We start from the raw sequence: 18,075 nt of genomic DNA, 5'->3' as shown, positions 1-18,075 counted from the left end.
ATTCCCTTCTGTGTTGCGTGTTGTATCATACGAAATATGGTAACACATAATACCACATGACATAAAAAGCCCCACCATTCCATAATAAACAAAGTGGTATCAGAACACAAAAAGACGGATGCTTGGTTTTATGACGCCATAAAAGCATCCCTAGGCCTACGCCCACAGCACCTCCAAGCGCAGCTAACAAAAAAAACGTAGCCTCTGGTATTCTCCAAGAGTTATGCTTGCGAGCAAGACGTTTGTCCCATCCCATTGCACACAACGCATAAAGATTAATGAACCCAATAGCTACTGAAATAAGCAGAAGCCGATGTAATACCACTCCAGTTAACAGCATAACCCAGGTTACTAGAAAAATACTATTTCTCTGTCGTTTATGAGCATGTAGTTTTTTCGGGATCACTTCCGATCCCCCTCTGGTCTTTTATTCGCACGTTTTTTTAAGCAGCAAAAGCGATAAATAATCAAGCCTATAATTAGGGCTAGTATCACCCACAATGTTATAAAACCGTAATGACGACTCACAGCGATAATATGATCCACATGGTTGCCAAAAAAATAACCGAGAAAGTAGAATGCCAACGCCCAAACCAGACCAGTGGTGTAGGAATATAGCGCATATTTACGAAAAGTCATACCTCCGACTGCTACAACATATGGCACTAAATGACGTACAACTGGCAGCAAATAGCTGATAAACAGTGAAAACGTACCATATTTTTTGATGAGTGCGGTCGATCGATCGATATAAGGTCCAAATTTCTTTTTCTTAGCTAACCGAGTTAGTATAGGTGGACCCACCCAACGTCCTAAAAAGAAGCCGATAGACAGACCCGAAACCACTCCGAAGTAGCCAGCAAGAAAAGCATAGTACGGATTTAAATAACCAAGAGCAGCAACTAATCCACCTGTCGCTACTACCAGTTCATCAGGAACAGGCAGACCTACAATGCCCAGCCATAAGAGAAAAAAGATGGCCAGATATCCATATTGTTCAATAAATTGAAGTAACACATCCACACTCATGTCCAAAGAAGCTCCCCTTTTGTCTTATCTGAGATCCAAACGTCTTTGTCGTTGGTATTACGATTTACTTATCATTTTCGTTACATTCCTGATCGAATTCGCAGGAAAAGTTTAGGCTAAAAAGGTTTTCGTCGGGTGTAGGAACCTACTTTGGGCATGGTGCAAAAATAGCAGTGTGGATCGCGTACCTAGGTCACTTTATACTACTGTCTGTTTACTTTTGGGTATCGTCTAGGCAACTGTTTGTGGTACAGGGACACAGATGAACGTATTGGATTGTCCTTCCACAAACGGATAATACATCACCAAAGCAAAATTACCTTCAACCATTTCACCCGTTTTTATATAGTGTTCTACATTAAATGAGACATGCGCTACTGTAGTATGTTTGGCATACTCTTTTTCCGTTTCAGCGTGTAGGGCAAAATCTGCACGTAAGTCAGCACGTTTATTTGCTACATTTTGATAAATCGCTTGTAATTCCGATTTGTTGACCGTATCGTCCCACCAGATTTTACGCGGTCGATATTTCTGATGTAATAAGTAATCAAATTTTAACATACTTAAGGAATGGCCTGTTTTATATGGAACTTTACTTTCAAGAAAACGTTGGAGACGAGTAAATAAATCTTCTAACTGATGCCCAAAACGTCCCCAGCCTTGCTCTTCCCAATAATCCCCAAACTCTTGAAAGAAATCAAATGGCGTCTCAAAATGATGAGTTAAAATCCATTCAAACGCCTTGTCCATCCTATGAGCATTCCAATATTTTTCTAGAATATCTTCCGTACGCTTAATACGCTGCATATCATTAAAGGAAAGTACGTTATTTCCCAAGATTTCATAGGGTGACTGATCCATATATATGTATCCATGTTCTGCAGCACGTGCCCTCACACCTGTACCTCGCAACATTTTTAAAAAGCCTAATTGTAACTCTTCTGGACGCAAAGCAAATACATCATTAAACGTTTTGCGGAAGGATGCGTAATCTTCCTCTGGTAATCCCGCGATTAAGTCTAAGTGCTGATCAATTTTACCAGATTCTTTGATTTTCAGCACGGTATAACTTAATTTTTCAAAGTTTTGTCGACGTTGTACAAGACGATTCGTTTCGTCATTTGTTGATTGAACCCCAATTTCAAAGCGGAAAATACCTGGTGGTGCATTCTCAGCTAGAAAGTCAACAACATCTGGCTTTAGGATATCGGCCGTTATCTCAAATTGAAAAATGGTTCCATTATGGTTATCAATTAAAAATTGAAAGATTTCCATGGCATATTGCTTATTAATATTAAAAGTCCGATCCACAAATTTAATGGTTTTAACTCCATGATCTATTAAACGCTTTAAATCACGCTTCACACGATCTAGATCAAAATAGCGAACCCCATTTTCAATGGAGGACAAACAGTATTGACAGCGAAAAGGACAACCACGAGACGCTTCAAAATAAACGACACGGTTATTCAATTCATCTAAATCCTCTTCAAATGGAGAAGGTAAGTGGTTTAAATCTTTCGTTTGTATACGCTGCATTGAAAAACGGACACGTTCTCCATCTCGGTAAGCGATACCTGGCACTTCTTTTAATAAAGGAGCTTCTCCGGTTTGTTTTGCCCGTTCATAGGTTTGACATAATTCTAGGAATGCTTCTTCACCTTCACCCATCACGATCACATCGATTGCAGGATATTTTTTCATCCACTCGTCTGTATCGTAGGAGACTTCTGGGCCTCCTAAAATGATCTGCACATTTGGACAAATCTTTTTTACATTATTAATTACGTCCAGCGTCTCGCGAATATTCCAGATATAACAGGAAAATGCAATGATATCGGGCTGACGTTTATGAATATCCCCTACAATATTAATTAGAACATCATTAATGGTATATTCTACCAGTTCAATATCTGGATAGTAGGGCTTGGCATAGCTACGCAAATACCTTAAAGCCAAAGAAGAATGAATAAATTTGGCGTTAAGTGTTGCAAGTAAAATTTTCATTATGTATGATTCACTCCTTTTTCTACGCCCTTCATTATACTGTTCTGCGCAATTCTCTGACAACATGTCCTAATTCGGGCAGAATTAATTTGACCATTGCTAGTTTAACCGCTCCTGTAGAACCTGGTGTGGAAAAAATCGCTGTTCCTTTATAGGTGCCCGCTATCGCTCTCGATAATATGGATGCGGAACCAATATCCTCGGTATAACTTAGCATGCGGAAAATCTCGCCAAACCCGGGCATTTCTTTATCAAGCAATCCTTTTACCGACTCATATGTATGATCACGGGGAGCAATACCTGTTCCTCCGTTAAGCAAAATCACATCTACCTCTGGGTGTTGTACCCCTTGTTCAATTACAGCCTGTATCTGCAATGGTTCATCTTTAACAATAGAATAGAGAAGAGTAGTATGACCCGCTTCTTCTAAAAGATTTTTCATTAGCTTTCCACTTTTATCTGTCTCTTCGTCCCTTGTATCAGAGACGGTGACAACCATTACCCCCACACTTTTAGGTGCAGTCGCTTTATGTTCGGTTGTGCTCATTCATGATTCCTCCTCAGATACCTCTTTCTTCAAAAACACCACAACTTCCATTGTACTCGATCATAAGATAGATTACAGAGACAAGCAACGAAAAAACAAGATTGTAATTCCTAGCATACCCTTCTTTTTTCAAGCGCAAAAGCCCGAGACTTCTGTGGCAATCTAGACCACAAAGTCCGGGCTAATGGGGGTAAACAAAATGAAATGGCACACTTACGGCAGATCAATCAGCATAAAATAGGAATCTTGCCCTGCTACTAGCTCCAATGTATCCAGATCGGTAATACGAGCCGAGTCACGTCGTTCTAATACTTGGCCGTTAACTTGTAATTGACCCTCCATGATGAATAAGAACGTCCGTCTATTCGTATGTTGGGAGAAAGAAATACTCTTACCAGCTTCTAATCGTGACAAATAAATGGTCATATCTTGGTGTACATGTGCGACACGTTGCTCATGTGGATTGGCTGATACGACAGGCAATAAAGCATTTATCATCGCTTGTTGATCATAAGCAAATTGTTCATATGACGGCGTTAAGCCATACTGATTCGGTTCAAACCATAATTGAAGTAGCTTAGCTTCTTCCGTAGTAGAGCCATTATACTCAGAGTGCATAATACCAGTACCAGCAGACATACGTTGAATCTCCCCTGGTTTTAGTTCCTCTTCATTTCCTGTACTGTCTTTATGACGCAAGACACCTTCTAACATGATCGTAACAATCTCCATCTCCTTGTGAGGATGGGTTCCAAAACCATATCCAGCTTGGATTGTATCGTCATTTAACACTCTCATAGGACCAAAGTTCATATTTTCTGGATCATAATATTCTGCAAAGGAAAAACTAAATTGTGATTTCAACCAGCCATGATTAGCTTGAAAACGAGAATCTGATGGAAAAATTTTTATCATAGTAGCTCACCTCATAGCTTTATTGTGTAGGTATTGTTACGATATATTCTTGTCTTCATCATAACAAAGTAACTAACTTTTGTAAAGTAACTAATTATTTTATTTTAAAAACAATAATCCTTTTTGAAACTTATATCAACCATTTCCGTATATAGAAGAAATCGAATTTGTATGTCGATTATTTTTTCATGCAAAAACAATACTTCTTATTCATATAGATCAAGGAAATCGAGAAAGGAGGCATCCCATTTCCTCATGTCTTTATTACTAAAAATTCTTTTACCCATTGGTTGCTTCTTTCTTTGTTGGTATTTTATGAGTCGTTTATTTCATCCCTTACGTGCATTTAGGCAAGCTAGACGAAAAGGTACGTTTCATTTATTAGATACACCTAGTAATATCAGACAAAATCTTCTTTTAACGTATAAAAAAGCGGTTTATGAAGGAGAAAAATACTCCGAACCGGGTAAGCATTCCCATGTAAATTGGATTGTTTTAACCCTAATCAAGCCTACTACGGAAGAACTTTTACCAATAGACTATGATCTAATGGAAAGCCGCTTACAAAAGCATTACCCACAAGCCCAAATACAATGGCCACCTTGCACGAAAAGACACTCTCTTTAGGCCTTGGTTGGGCCTTTTTTTGTATTGTGCTGTTTTTTGAGCAAATTATCATTTTCTTTCATATATTTATGTTCTTCTGTTGCTGTTTCAGGCTCTTTTTCTGCTGTTATATTCATTAGGATTTCAGTATTTTTGCTTATTGATGAACGGTTCATTTTCTGCTACGCTTGTGAGCAAGTTTCCACTACAAACCAAAGAAGGACCTGACTTTTAACGGTTATACTATAAAATAACGACGTATTTCCTTGAAAGGTACTATCAGGTAAAGGAAGGGGTTGCGATGCTAGAAAAATTAATTAAAAAATTTCATTTAAGCCCACCCAAGGTACTGGTATTAGGTTTTGCGCTTATCATTGCAATTGGTACCATCTTATTAACCCTTCCTATCGCAACGAATGACGGTCAAGGGCTGTCTTGGATCAATGCCTTTTTTACCTCTACGTCTGCTACCTGCGTGACAGGGCTAGTCGTGACGGATACTGGGACAACATTTACGATGTTCGGGCAACTGGTGATTTTAGCACTTATTCAAGTAGGTGGTTTGGGATTCATGACCCTAGCTACTTTTTTTGCTCTTCTTATGGGGAAAAAAATATCGTTAAAACAACGGCTCTTGTTGCAGGAATCACTTAATCAAATTTCTATCGAAGGTGTAGTCAGGCTTGCCAAGATGCTTCTGATCTTTACAGGCTTGATTGAATTGACTGGAGGAATTTTGCTTACGCTTCGCTTTGCCTTTGATATGCCATTTGCTAAGGCTTTGTATTACGGTATGTTTCATTCCATTTCTAACTTTAACAATGCAGGATTCGACCTCATGGGGGAATTCAGTAGCTTAACGAAGTATGTGAGTGATCCCATCGTCAATCTAACAGTCTGTGCGCTGATTATTTTAGGCGGGATTGGATTTATTGTAATGGCAGAGGTGTACGGGTATCGCGAGACAAAACGATTGTCACTACATACAAAGGTGGTTCTAACAACAACAGCCATTTTGATTGTGGTAGGAACTTTAGCCATTTTGATTCTAGAATTTACGAATGCCAAGACTCTACAACCATTGTCTCCCATTGGTAAGTTTTTTGGGGCGCTGTATCAATCTGTTACAGCTAGAACGGCTGGCTCCAACACGATAAGTATTGGAGACATGCGTCAGTCCAGTTTGTTCTTTATTATTGTGTTAATGTTCATCGGGGCTTCACCTGGATCTACAGGTGGCGGTATTAAGACCACCACCTTTGCCACTCTATTAGGAGCCGTATGGGCGCAGATAAAGGGGCGAGAAGACGTTATTTTCTATCGCCAACGTATTCTGCCTCATATGATTTATAAATCGCTAACCGTAACGATGATTGCCTTATTTATCGTAATTGTTGTAAGTATGATTTTAACGATTACTGAACCAGGTAAAGATTTTTTAATGATTCTCTTTGAGAGTGTCTCTGCCTTTGCAACGGTGGGTTTATCAATGGGACTGACCCCTGATTTATCTGATATCGGAAAAATCGTCATCTCCTTAACTATGTTTGCCGGACGGGTAGGACCGTTAACTATCGCTTTTGCACTAGCTCAACGAAATCGAAAAGAGTACTTCCGCTATCCTAAGGGAAAAATTATGATCGGGTAATGAAAGAAAAAACGAAAAAGACCACTCAGAAAAATTTATTCTTCTGTAGTGGTCTTTTTACTTATCTTTATTTGGAAATAACTGCTTTCTTCAGTTCAGCAACAACCAACTGCCCCATTTCTATCGTACCAAGTGCCTCTGCTTTATTGACTGCTAGATCACCTGTACGATGACCTGCTTCTAATACAGCCCATACCGCTTGCTCGACTCGGTCTGCATGTTCATCCAAATGAAGTGAATATCGTAGTAGCATCGCTATAGACAAAATCGTGGCTAGCGGATTAGCAATACCCTTACCCGCTATATCTGGTGCTGAACCATGTACTGGCTCATACAATCCAAAGCTGCCTGAAGCAAGACTCGCTGAAGCCAGCATTCCGATAGAACCAGTCAGCATGGCAGCTTCATCACTTAAAATATCGCCAAACATATTTTCAGTCACAATCACGTCAAACTGCTTTGGTGCTCGCACTAGCTGCATGGCGCAGGAGTCAACTAGCATGTGTGAGAGTTCTACATCTGGGTACTCGGTAGCAACCCGATCAGCAACCTTTCGCCACAAGCGTGAGCTTTCCAATACGTTTGCCTTATCCACCGATACGAGCCTCTTTTGCCGTTTCCGGGCGATGTCAAAAGCGGTTCGTATGATGCGCTCTACTTCTTCCTCCCGGTACACTAACAAATCCTCTGCTGTATCCTGACCATCTTCTCCGATATAACGCTTCTTGTCACCGAAGTAGATACCACCCGTCAATTCACGTACTACCACTAAATCTACGCCTGCTACAACCTCAGGTTTTAAAGAAGATGCTTCTACTAGGCTTTCATGCATTGTCGCAGGTCGCAGATTAGCAAATAGACCTAAGGCTTTACGAATCCCCAACAAGCCTGTTTCTGGTCGTAAATGCCCCGGGTTTTGATCCCATTTTGGTCCGCCAACTGCACCTAGCAATACCGCATCCGCTTCTTTACATATGCGTACTGTCTCCTCTGGTAACGGTGTCCCCTCTTCATCAATAGCACAACCACCGATTTTACCATAAGTAAACTGAAAGGTATGGCCTGTTTGTTGTGCTACTACATCTAAAACTTTCACCGCTTCCGCAACAATTTCAGCGCCAATTCCATCTCCTGGAAGAACGGCCACATTAAAGGTTTTTGTCATATCTCGATCTCTCTCTTTCGCTTCTCAACTAACTGGTACGTCCCGACCTTGATGTTTCTCTCTATTTTCCCTCTATCCGAATCGTTGGACTTTTGGCTGTAAACTGGTCATTATACTGGCTGTACGTCCAGTACTTCTCCGCGTGTTTGAATCAACTTGTTAATTGCTCGCACATAGGCGATCGCACTCGCTTCCATGACATCGGTACTTAGCCCTCTTCCTTGAGAAATTTCATCTCCCTGCTGTAGACGAACATACACTTCTCCCAGAGCATCTTTCCCATGTGTAACCGAGATAATTTTATAATCGATCAATGTGACCTCTTCACCGATCGCTCTGTCGATTGCCTTGTAGATAGAATCGACAGAACCATTGCCACAAGCGGCTTCTTCACGAATCTCACCATCTGCACGAATAATGCGTACGCTAGCTGTAGGGGTGCTTTGATTGCCATAGGAAAGCTGAATGGAATCAAGCTGATACATTTCTTCGCTATCCGCCATTTTCGCATCAATCAATGCTAAAATATCGTCGTCACTTACTTCTTTCTTTTTATCACATAGCACTTTAAATGCCTGAAAAGCCGTATCAATTTGTTCTGCTTCCAAATGATAGCCAAGCTCTGCTAGCTTATCCTTAAAGGCATGTCGCCCCGAATGCTTACCTAGTACCAATAGATTCGACTTGTACCCCACCGTTTCTGGACGGATAATTTCATAGGTTTCCGAATTTTTTAATACGCCATCTTGGTGTATACCTGATTCGTGCGCATACGCGTTTGCACCTACAATGGCCTTGTTACCAGGCACAATCATTCCCGTTAGACGACTGACCAATTGGCTAGTACGTGCAATTTCTTTCAATTGCCATTTCGTTTGAACTTGATAGAAGCTTTTCCTTGTTTCCAGTGCCATCACAACTTCTTCCAGCGAGGTATTACCTGCTCGCTCACCGATTCCATTGATAGTACCTTCCACTTGCGTTACTCCTGCTTCAATCGCTGCCAAGCTATTAGCAACCGCCATTCCCAAATCGTCATGACAATGACAGCTCAGCTTAATATTCGCCGTTTCAGGGACACGAATAATCATTTCGCGAAAAATATTTCCGTATTCCTGTGGTGTCAAATAACCAACTGTGTCAGGCAGATTAATAACATTAGCCCCAGCCTCAATAGCAGCCCTCACAACCTCTGCTAAATAAGTGATCTCCGTACGACCGGCATCTTCAGCGGAAAACTGTACGTTAGGGACGTACTTTTTCGCATGTTTGATCGCTGCCACCGCTCGCTCAATCACTTGCTCCTTTGACATGTTTAATTTATGCTCGCGATGAATCGGAGACGTAGCCAGGAACACATGAATGCACGGATTTTGAGCATCACGTAGTGCTTCATAAGCCTTATCAATATCTCCTGATACAGACCGAGCTAAGCTGACAACTGTTGCATTTTTTACTCGTTTAGCGACTTCAGCAACCGACCGAAGATCACCGGGGGAGGCGGCGGCAAAACCAGCCTCCATTCGTGAAACACCCAAACGTTCGAGTTGGAGGGCAATCTCCACCTTTTCATTCATGCTTAAATTCACTCCTGGAGATTGTTCTCCATCGCGCAATGTGGTATCAAAAATCTCGATAGTACGCATTACACTTCCTCCTCCCAGCTCTCATTTTGTTTATGACTCCATACATATACTGCGATTGCTATTTGAACTTGTATGATTTCTTAGGCTTTTACTGGAGCTTGCTCTTCTTTCTTTTCTTTTTGAATCCAAGCCATCATATTGCGTAATTTTTCACCCACTTGCTCAATACCATGCTCACTTTCCAAACGGCGACGAGCATTAAAACCTGGGCGATTAGCTTGATTTTCCAAAATCCAATTACGTGCAAATGTGCCATCCTGGATTTCAGCAAGCACTTTTTTCATCTCTTGACGTGTTTCATCTGTTACGATGCGACGACCTGTGTTGTAGTCACCGTACTCTGCTGTATCACTGATCGAGTAGCGCATACGAGCTAAACCACCTTCATACATCAAATCAACGATCAGCTTCAATTCATGCAAACATTCAAAGTAAGCAATTTCAGGCTGGTACCCTGCATCTACCAACGTATCAAATCCTGCTTTTACTAGCTCAGATACGCCACCACACAATACGGCTTGCTCACCAAACAGATCCGTTTCTGTCTCTTCACGGAACGTGGTTTCGATAACCCCCGCTTTGGTGCTACCAATTCCACTTGCATAAGCAAGAGCTGTTTCTAATGCTTTTCCGCTATGATCCTGATGAATAGCTACCAAGCTAGGTACACCGAACCCTTCTACATATACACGGCGAACGAGATGACCAGGGCTTTTCGGAGCTACCATAATGACATCTACATTGTCAGGCGCAACAATTTGACCAAAATGGATATTGAAACCATGTGAGAAAGAAAGAGTTGCTCCCGCTTTTAGATTTGGTTGAATCTCTTGTTTGTACACATTCCCCTGATGTTCATCTGGAAGTAGAATTTGAATGACATCTGCCTGACTAGTAGCATCTGCTACTGTGTACACTTCAAAACCATCATTCTCAGCTTGTTTCCACGATTTCCCTGGACGTAGACCAATGATTACTCGGTATCCACTATCACGTAGGTTTTGGGCTTGTGCATGACCTTGACTACCGTATCCAACGATCGCGATTGTTTTTCCGTATAGAGCAGCTTGATTAGCATCTTGTTCATAATAAATTTTCATCATGGGTAAATTCCTCCTAGTTTTTGGGTGTTTTATTTGTAAATTTTAAAAATTCAATTTTTATTAAAATAAATGATTAAACTTGCATTAATTCCAGACTTAAACCGCGTGCCATTGCTACGCTTCCTGTTCGTGTTAATTCTTCAATCCCATATGGAGATAGCAAAGCTAGCAGGGCGTCGATTTTTTCACTATCACCTGTTGCCTGAATAATAATGGATGTGGGACCAATATCGACAATGGAGGCACGAAATGGTTCAACAATACCAGTTAACTCCGTCCGTTGAGCTGCTTCAGCATGGACCCGAATTAAGGCAATTTCTCTTGCTACCATTGGATCCTTGCTTAGATGAGTTACTGAGATAACATCGATAAGCTTACATAATTGTTTCATCAATTGATCAAGTTGATGCTCATCTCCGTTTGTTGTAATAATCATTCGAGACAAGCCTGCTTCTTCTGTTGAACCTACAGTTATACTGTCGATATTAAAATTACGTTGACCAAAGAGAATGGCTACTCGGGTTAAAACACCGGGATGGTCGTTTACCAAAAGTGCTAATGTATGTCGTTGCATGTCACTCATCCCCCAACATCATTTGATCTAGCGTGCTTCCAGCTGCCACCATTGGGTATACATTTTCCCCAGCTGCTACTCTAAAATCAATAACCACAGGACCATTGAATTCCAATGCTTCCTTCCAGACAGACTGAGCTTCTGCTGAAGTAGTCGCCCGCATTCCTTTAATACCATAGGCTTCTGCTAATTTAACAAAATCAGGGCTACACGTTAAATCAATTGAACTATAACGCTGATCGTAGAATATCTCCTGCCATTGCCGTACCATTCCTAGACATTGATTATTTATGATAACCACTTTAACAGGAAGCTTATGTTGGGCTAAAATCGCTAGCTCCTGATTGGTCATCTGGAATCCGCCATCTCCTACAATGCTGATTACAGTACGGTCAGGATAAGCAATCTGTGCACCGATTGCGGCTGGGAAACCAAAGCCCATCGTTCCTAGACCACCGGATGAAATAAATGAACGCGGTTTTTTTACCTTGTAATATTGCGCACTCCACATCTGATGCTGACCTACATCCGTTGTCACAATTGCCTCACCATTTGTTGTTTCATAAAGCATTTCGATTACTTCTTGCGGCTTTAATTGACCATCTTTTTTATAGCTGTACGGGTGTGCTTTCTGCCATCCATGCAATTGTTTCATCCATGCACTGGTTTCGAGCGGCTTAGCTAGCAATAACGCTTTTTCTAACGTACTCTTTATGTCTCCTGCTACACATACCGCTGTTTCAACATTTTTTCCTAATTCAGCCGGATCGATATCTACATGGACAATCGTGGCGTTTGGTGCAAATTCTTTGGTGCGCCCCATCGTAATTCTGTCATCAAACCGTGCTCCTAAACCAATCACACAGTCCGCATTCATTAAAGCTTGATTAGCTGCATAATTACCATGCATGCCCGGCATACCAAGTGCTAATTCATGTGTTCCAGGAAAGTTCCCTAGTCCCATAAATGTGCTGATAACAGGGATTCGCGTCAATTCTGAAAAGGCAAGCAATTCCTGATGAGCGTTAGCAGCTAAAATGCCCCCTCCAGCCATTATAACTGGGCGTGTGGACTGATTAATCGCTGTAATAAACTGCTTCATCTCATCATCTGAGGGTACCAGAGTAGGGTGATAACCGCGAACACTAATACTCTCAAGTGCTTGAAATGGTGCTACACTATTGCAAACATCCTTGGGAATATCAATAAGTACCGGTCCTGGACGACCTGTTGTTGCAATATAAAAGGCCTCTTTTATGATGCGTGGAATATCACGGATATCACGAATAAAATAGTTATGCTTCGTTATCGGCATGGTAATTCCTGTAATGTTTGCCTCCTGAAAAGCATCTGTTCCAATCATGTTCTGTGCGACGTTACCGGTAATACAGACAAGCGGTACGGAATCCATTTGTGCCGTAGCAATGCCTGTGACTAGATTTGTAGCCCCTGGTCCTGATGTAGCAACTACTACACCAGCTTTTCCACTCGCTCTTGCGTACCCATCAGCTGCGTGAATGGCCCCCTGTTCGTGCCGTGCCAAAATATGCTTTAGACGACTGCCATAGAGTGAGTCATAAATTGGTAGAACGGCTCCTCCAGGATAACCAAAAATGTGCTCAACATCTTCTAACAACAGGCAACGTAGTAAGGTTTCTGCCCCAGTCAATTCTTCGCCAAATCTCATTTCAGGTAACATCCGCGTCTGTTCTGCGGTCTCGATCATCTTCTCTCCTCCCTATCCCTTTTATCAAAGTAAAAGTCTTTTTTTCCATAAAAAAATCCCATCACCCCGACATACGAAAGATGTCTTATTGGGGCGAAGGGATTCGCGGTACCACCCAAATTTGCTGACTCCTCGCGGAGATTCAGCCTTGGACAGGTCAGTGGTTAATCTGACTGTCAGCGCGATAACGGGCGCTAAGCGGTTACACCTACTAGACCTAAATCGTTCAGCTAACAGCTCAGAGGCGAGTAATTCATTACGTTCCTATCCGGTTCTCAGCAACCCGGACTCTCTGTGAAAGAATGAGTAATCAATCATGTCCTCATCAAAGCCATCGAAATATTCTCTCAAATCAAAATAAAGTTTAAAATGTCATGTGAATTGTCTGAAAATAATTGTTATGACTGATTATAGCCAGCCCAAAAATGCGTGTCAATGAAATCAAATTCTTTTTATTAAACTTTTTCCCGAACGATTGCTCACTAGAATTGAGCAGGCTCTTACGGCTCATAAATGAAAGCGCATACACAAATTTATGTTCACATACCTGTTTTTTTCAAAAGAATTTTTTCTGGTTATTTGTCCCTCTTACGTGTTCTTCAAAAAACGGAATCGACCAAAACCTTAACATTCCGCATTCAAAATACATATAATATTCGTTTTATTCTGGGTACCTATTCGTTCATGGTCCACTTGGTTATCTGCTGTTTCATTCTCCGTACGTCTATGTATACTACACATAAAAAAATCGCAGAGAAGCTAGTACGTCTCTGCGCATTGTCTATTTTTCTCTGTATTTATCCACTTTTTCACTCTAAATTCACATTTTTTATTTCTGTGTTCTTACAGACTATCCTTTTCATTTCACTCGTTCTCGAAGACCTTGAATTAACACTTTCGCTACTTCTGGACGTGAGAATTCTGGTGGAGGAGTAATACCGTTCCTGAGCAATTCCCGTACTTTAGTACCTGATAATGCAACGCGATGAGCTTTGTCATGTGGGCAGGTTTTCGTCGTAGCCATTCCTTGGCATGCTTGACAGAAAAAGCTATGCTCAAAAAACAAGAGCGTAATTCCCAGCTCTTCTTGGGTAAATTCTGAAAAAATATGTTGTGCATCATATGTGCCATAATAATCGCCAACGCCTGCATGATCTCGTCCAACGATAAAGTGCGTACACCCATAATTCTTTCTTACCATGGCATGAAAGACTGCTTCTCTTGGCCCCGCATAACGCATTGCTGCAGGAAATGCCCCCAAAAAAATACGATTTTTAGGATAGTATTTTTCCAGTAAGACGAAATAACTTTTCATTCTCACATGCGCAGGTATATCATCCGATTTTGTTTGACCTACTAGTGGATTTAAAAAGAGCCCATCCACAATTTCTAAAGCCGCCTTCTGGATATACTCATGGGCACGATGTACCGGATTTCTCGTTTGAAAACCTACGATGCTTTTCCAGCCCAGTTGTCTGAAAAAATCTCGTGTTTCACTTGGAGTATAATAATAATTGGCAAACAGCTCTGGTTGTGGGCGTTGGATCACCTGTATGCTTCCACCTACATAGAAAGGGGGGCGCTGATACAGCTTAGCCACTCCAGGGTGAGCTAGATCAGTCGTTTTGTATACTTGAATAGCTTCTCTCTTTTTGTCAGGTTGATAGACATCCTGTACGGTAAGTACGGCATAATTCTTACCATCCTCTCCACGCAATACCAGCTTTTCACCAATAGCTAAATTGCTAAACTCTTTAGATACTGCCAGTGTGATCGGTACCGGCCAAACTGTTCCATCAGGTAAGCGCATGTGCTCTACCACCGAATCATACTCGCTTTCTGTCAGAAAACCCTTTAGCGGAGAAAAGGCTCCTATCCCTATGCAATCAATATCAGACAAAGTCCATTCATCTACGGTAACGAAACGATAGGGAAGTAAACGTTGATTATTCTCTTCTACAAATACAGGGGATAACAACCGATTTACTAGAGCCCCACCATGAGCTAGATATTGTTCTGCCACGATTCTCTTCATCCTTTCTACGCGTTCCTCACTATACCTCACTGTAGTCTTTATGCATGTAATTATTTGTGTAAACCACACTCCGTTTTTTCAAAACCTGACCAACGCCCCGCACGAGGGTCTTCTCCGGGGAGCACCACACGAGTACAGACAGAACAACCAACGCTAGGATAATACCGGTCGTGTAGTGGATTGTAAATAACCTCATGTTTGCGGATATATGTCCATACATCCTCACTCGTCCATGCTGCTAGCGGATTACATTTTACAAGACCAAATTTCTCATCCCACTCTATCTTTTTGCTGTTGGCACGCGTTGGAGCCTGATCACGACGAATTCCTGTAATCCACGCATCATAGTTGCTCAAAATACGTTTTAGTGGCTCTACCTTCCGAATGTTACAACAGGCTGTAGGATTGCTTTTCCATAGTTCGTCTCCATACTGTGTACTCTGTTCTTCTAAGGTTAGTAACGGTGAAACCCTAATAAAAGAGGTAGAGTAATGCTCCTCAAGTCGATCGCGAGTTTCGTACGTCTCTTTAAAGTGTTTATTTGTATCCAGATAAAATACAGGCGTTTCTGGTGCCATTGTTTGCAGCATATCAATTAGCACCACATCCTCAGCCCCGAAGCTAGATGCAAGTACAATTTTGGCACCATAGATTTCTGTTGCCCAAGCGAGCAATTCTTCTGCTTCCGCATGCTCAAACCGATTGGCCAACAGTTCAATCTCATGCAATGTCAATTTGTTCATTTCTCTACCTCTCCTCCTCAGCATTCACCTACTCATCTTATGTCGCACGCTCCCTCAAGGATACTTGCCTACTCAGATTGCACAGATCACTTACACCAGAGGATAGACAAGTTCCTGAGACTTAAAACCAAGTTGTAAAGTAGGATTTATAAGCATTTGCCCTACATCATAGTCATTTATTTTTGTTGTGTCAATTCAAACTATTTTGTTTTTTCTCGTTGACCTTGTTGTATCCAGCGGTTATACTCAGTTCAAAGTATTCCGACAAAAATAATATGAATTAAGGGAGGATCATTGAAAATGAGCGATCAACAATCTCGCCCTTGGGAAGCAGATAAGAGTAAATTACATGCATTTGAACTAACAAAATTAGAACGAGATGGCTTAGATATTATCGAGATCATACGAAGACTCGGCTCAAAAGGATATCAGGCGTTTTCCGCTGACGACCTCGCCTTTTTTAAATGGGCAGGAATCTACGAACAAAAACCTAAAGGAAACGGTTTTTTTATGATGAGAGTCCGTATTCCAGGAGGGATTTTACGTGCAGATCAAGCAAGAGCTCTCGCAGACATCAGTCGGGAATACGGTCGAAATTTAGTTGATATCACAACACGACAAGCGGTGCAATTTCATTGGCTGACAACTCCTGACCTTCCAGATATATTTGATCGCTTAGAGCATGTAGGGTTATTCTCTTATGAGGCTTGCGGAGATGTTCCACGTACGATTGTCGGAAATCCACTCTCAGGTATTGACCCTTACGAACTTATGGATACCGAACCCCTTGTACAACAACTAGAAGAGCACTTTTTATTAAATCCTGAATTCTCAAACCTCCCACGAAAATATAAATTATCCATTTCAGCAAACATCTATAATACCGGACATGCAGAAATAAATGACCTCGCTTTTACTCCTGCGTCTAAAATCATAAATGGTCAAGAACAGGCTGGCTTTCATGTCTGGGTAGGCGGCGGTTTGTCTGCCAAGCCTTATCTAGCAAAGCAGTTACCTATCTTTGTTTTGCCTACAGAAGTCGTACAGGTAGCAGATGCTGTGACACGTATTTTTCGAGATTATGGGTATCGTGAGAAGAGACATCAGGCTCGTCTTAAATTTTTAATTGCTGATTGGGGTCCTGAAAAATTTACTGAGAAATTATTAGAATTGACTGGACCATTAGAAGAACGTGGAGAAGATCGGACAGTTGGCTGGAATGCAGGCTACTTTACTGGTGTTCATAAGCAAAAACAGCCAGGTTTACATTATGTAGGACTACTATTGCCTGTGGGACGACTCACTGCTGAGGATTTAGCCGAGTTGGCCGATTTAGCCGACCGTTATGGAAATGGCTCTATACGGACTACGAATTCTCAAAATATAATCCTGCCAAACATTCCCCACAAACATTTGGATTCCTTACTTGCAGAAACCTTGCTCACACGTTATTCCCCTACACCACGAACATTTATTGGGCATGCTGTTTCCTGTACGGGCAATGAATTTTGCAATTTGGCAATCGTTGAGACAAAAGCACGGATGGCTTCTATCGCTCACTGGCTAGATGAACATGTGGAAATTGATACACCAATAAGAATCCACATGATTGGATGTCCCAATTCCTGTGGTCAGCAGCAAATAGCCGATATTGGACTGCAAGGCTCTTTGGTTAAAACGGCAGAAGGAACGGTAGACGCCTATGATTTTTTCGTTGGGGGCAGTCTTGGGCCAGATGCCCAATTTAACAGTCGTCTAAAGGGGCGTGTTGTCGCAGATCGAGTAGCTCCTGTTATCGCTCAACTAGTGGAATTATTTAAAACCAATCGGGAATCTGGAGAAAAGTTCCACCAGTTCGCTCGTAGGTTCGGAACCGCCAACATCCAGGAGCATTTTACACAAATTATTGCAAGTGTAAGTGTGTAAAGAATACTAGGTTGATTTGCTAGAAAGTGGCAGTCTAACACGGCTGACTGTTTGGCAACGCTTTTGAACTCAGCAAGTAAGAAAAGAGGGGACATTCATGTTTTTATACCATGTCGAGATCGTCACAACCGAGGACAAAAGTCTGGTAGCTGCTGTTATTGCGGAAACGGAAGAGGCAGCCTTTCACACCGCTCATGCACTTACCAAGCGTCAATATCACCCAGCTCCCACGATAAAAACAAGTACCTTACTCGAAAAAAAATATGTAGAAAAAGGTAAGGGGTACGTGTTCGCTATTTCCTAACACTATAAAGAAATCCAGCTAAGTCTGATAGCATGTCAGAGAGGGGCTGGATTTCCTTATGTTCTCGTTTATTTTTTTAATCCATTGCTTAAAACCCCCTT

The 18,075-nt window shown here is 41.6% G+C and carries 17 protein-coding genes; 4 read left to right on the top strand and 13 right to left on the bottom strand.

The features are described 5' to 3' along the window. Positions 1 to 25: 25 nt before the first annotated feature. The 5 genes from BrL25_RS16105 to BrL25_RS16085 all read right to left on the bottom strand — a co-directional run bounded on the left by BrL25_RS16105 (position 26) and on the right by BrL25_RS16085 (position 4,498). A complete protein-coding gene (locus BrL25_RS16105) occupies positions 26 to 406 on the bottom strand; it encodes a DUF1294 domain-containing protein (RefSeq protein WP_018671308.1) in 381 nt (126 codons plus the stop codon). Beyond that, on the bottom strand, positions 403 to 1,029 hold the full coding sequence (locus BrL25_RS16100; RefSeq protein ID WP_018671309.1) for a DedA family protein: 627 nt from the start codon (positions 1,027 to 1,029) through the stop codon (positions 403 to 405). Before BrL25_RS16100 ends, BrL25_RS16105 begins: the two co-directional genes overlap by 4 nt. Before the next feature lie 231 nt (positions 1,030 to 1,260). After that, positions 1,261 to 3,036: a B12-binding domain-containing radical SAM protein gene (locus tag BrL25_RS16095; RefSeq protein WP_018671310.1), complete on the bottom strand. Its 1,776-nt coding sequence runs from the start codon at positions 3,034 to 3,036 to the stop codon at positions 1,261 to 1,263. 34 nt (positions 3,037 to 3,070) lie between these two features. Further along, positions 3,071 to 3,583 carry a MogA/MoaB family molybdenum cofactor biosynthesis protein gene (locus tag BrL25_RS16090; protein WP_018671311.1) on the bottom strand — a complete coding sequence of 171 codons (513 nt, stop codon included), beginning with the start codon at positions 3,581 to 3,583 and terminating at the stop codon, positions 3,071 to 3,073. A gap of 213 nt (positions 3,584 to 3,796) precedes the next feature. After that, positions 3,797 to 4,498 (bottom strand): pirin family protein, encoded by a 702-nt coding sequence (locus BrL25_RS16085; RefSeq protein ID WP_018671312.1) that lies wholly within the window; start codon positions 4,496 to 4,498, stop codon positions 3,797 to 3,799. 255 nt (positions 4,499 to 4,753) lie between these two features. Here BrL25_RS16085 and BrL25_RS16080 point away from each other — a divergent pair, with 255 nt between their 5' ends. After that, a complete protein-coding gene (locus BrL25_RS16080) occupies positions 4,754 to 5,125 on the top strand; it encodes a hypothetical protein (RefSeq protein WP_018671313.1) in 372 nt (123 codons plus the stop codon). Here the strand turns inward: BrL25_RS16080 and BrL25_RS24870 are convergent. Further along, entirely contained in the window at positions 5,122 to 5,280 is a 159-nt protein-coding gene (locus BrL25_RS24870) for a hypothetical protein (RefSeq protein WP_018671314.1), read from the bottom strand. The two genes, BrL25_RS16080 and BrL25_RS24870, sit on opposite strands and share 4 nt — an antisense overlap. Before the next feature lie 125 nt (positions 5,281 to 5,405). On the opposite strand from BrL25_RS24870, the gene BrL25_RS16075 reads away from it, so the two are divergent. Continuing rightward, complete coding sequence (locus BrL25_RS16075; protein WP_018671315.1) at positions 5,406 to 6,752, top strand: TrkH family potassium uptake protein; 1,347 nt, start codon at positions 5,406 to 5,408, stop codon at positions 6,750 to 6,752. A 67-nt stretch (positions 6,753 to 6,819) separates the two neighbouring features. On the opposite strand, the gene leuB is transcribed toward BrL25_RS16075, so the two are convergent. The 7 genes from leuB to BrL25_RS16040 form a co-directional block, all read right to left on the bottom strand. Next, on the bottom strand, positions 6,820 to 7,917 hold the full coding sequence (gene leuB / locus BrL25_RS16070) for a 3-isopropylmalate dehydrogenase (RefSeq protein ID WP_018671316.1): 1,098 nt from the start codon (positions 7,915 to 7,917) through the stop codon (positions 6,820 to 6,822). Positions 7,918 to 8,027: 110 nt separating this feature from the next. After that, on the bottom strand, positions 8,028 to 9,563 hold the full coding sequence (locus tag BrL25_RS16065; protein WP_018671317.1) for a 2-isopropylmalate synthase: 1,536 nt from the start codon (positions 9,561 to 9,563) through the stop codon (positions 8,028 to 8,030). An 80-nt stretch (positions 9,564 to 9,643) separates the two neighbouring features. Beyond that, complete coding sequence (gene ilvC / locus BrL25_RS16060; RefSeq protein WP_018671318.1) at positions 9,644 to 10,666, bottom strand: ketol-acid reductoisomerase; 1,023 nt, start codon at positions 10,664 to 10,666, stop codon at positions 9,644 to 9,646. Positions 10,667 to 10,739: 73 nt separating this feature from the next. Beyond that, a complete protein-coding gene (gene ilvN / locus BrL25_RS16055) occupies positions 10,740 to 11,240 on the bottom strand; it encodes an acetolactate synthase small subunit (RefSeq protein ID WP_018671319.1) in 501 nt (166 codons plus the stop codon). Position 11,241: 1 nt separating this feature from the next. Then, positions 11,242 to 12,966 (bottom strand): biosynthetic-type acetolactate synthase large subunit, encoded by a 1,725-nt coding sequence (gene ilvB / locus BrL25_RS16050; protein ID WP_018671320.1) that lies wholly within the window; start codon positions 12,964 to 12,966, stop codon positions 11,242 to 11,244. A gap of 859 nt (positions 12,967 to 13,825) precedes the next feature. Beyond that, positions 13,826 to 15,001: a sulfate adenylyltransferase gene (gene sat / locus BrL25_RS16045; protein ID WP_035312042.1), complete on the bottom strand. Its 1,176-nt coding sequence runs from the start codon at positions 14,999 to 15,001 to the stop codon at positions 13,826 to 13,828. 50 nt (positions 15,002 to 15,051) lie between these two features. Next, the gene (locus tag BrL25_RS16040; protein WP_018671323.1) at positions 15,052 to 15,744 is read right to left on the bottom strand and encodes a phosphoadenylyl-sulfate reductase; all 693 of its coding nucleotides are present in this window, start codon (positions 15,742 to 15,744) and stop codon (positions 15,052 to 15,054) included. Positions 15,745 to 16,044: 300 nt separating this feature from the next. Between BrL25_RS16040 and BrL25_RS16035 the strand changes: the two genes are divergently transcribed. Continuing rightward, on the top strand, positions 16,045 to 17,670 hold the full coding sequence (locus BrL25_RS16035; RefSeq protein ID WP_018671324.1) for a nitrite/sulfite reductase: 1,626 nt from the start codon (positions 16,045 to 16,047) through the stop codon (positions 17,668 to 17,670). Positions 17,671 to 17,767: 97 nt separating this feature from the next. Then, on the top strand, positions 17,768 to 17,974 hold the full coding sequence (locus BrL25_RS16030) for a DUF3906 family protein (protein ID WP_018671325.1): 207 nt from the start codon (positions 17,768 to 17,770) through the stop codon (positions 17,972 to 17,974). Positions 17,975 to 18,075 lie beyond the last annotated feature (101 nt).

Source organism: Brevibacillus laterosporus DSM 25 (assembly GCF_002706795.1).
GTDB lineage: Bacteria > Bacillota > Bacilli > Brevibacillales > Brevibacillaceae > Brevibacillus_B > Brevibacillus_B laterosporus.
Note: the sequence above shows the minus strand (reverse complement) of the source record. Positions and strands in the feature narration are given on the sequence as shown.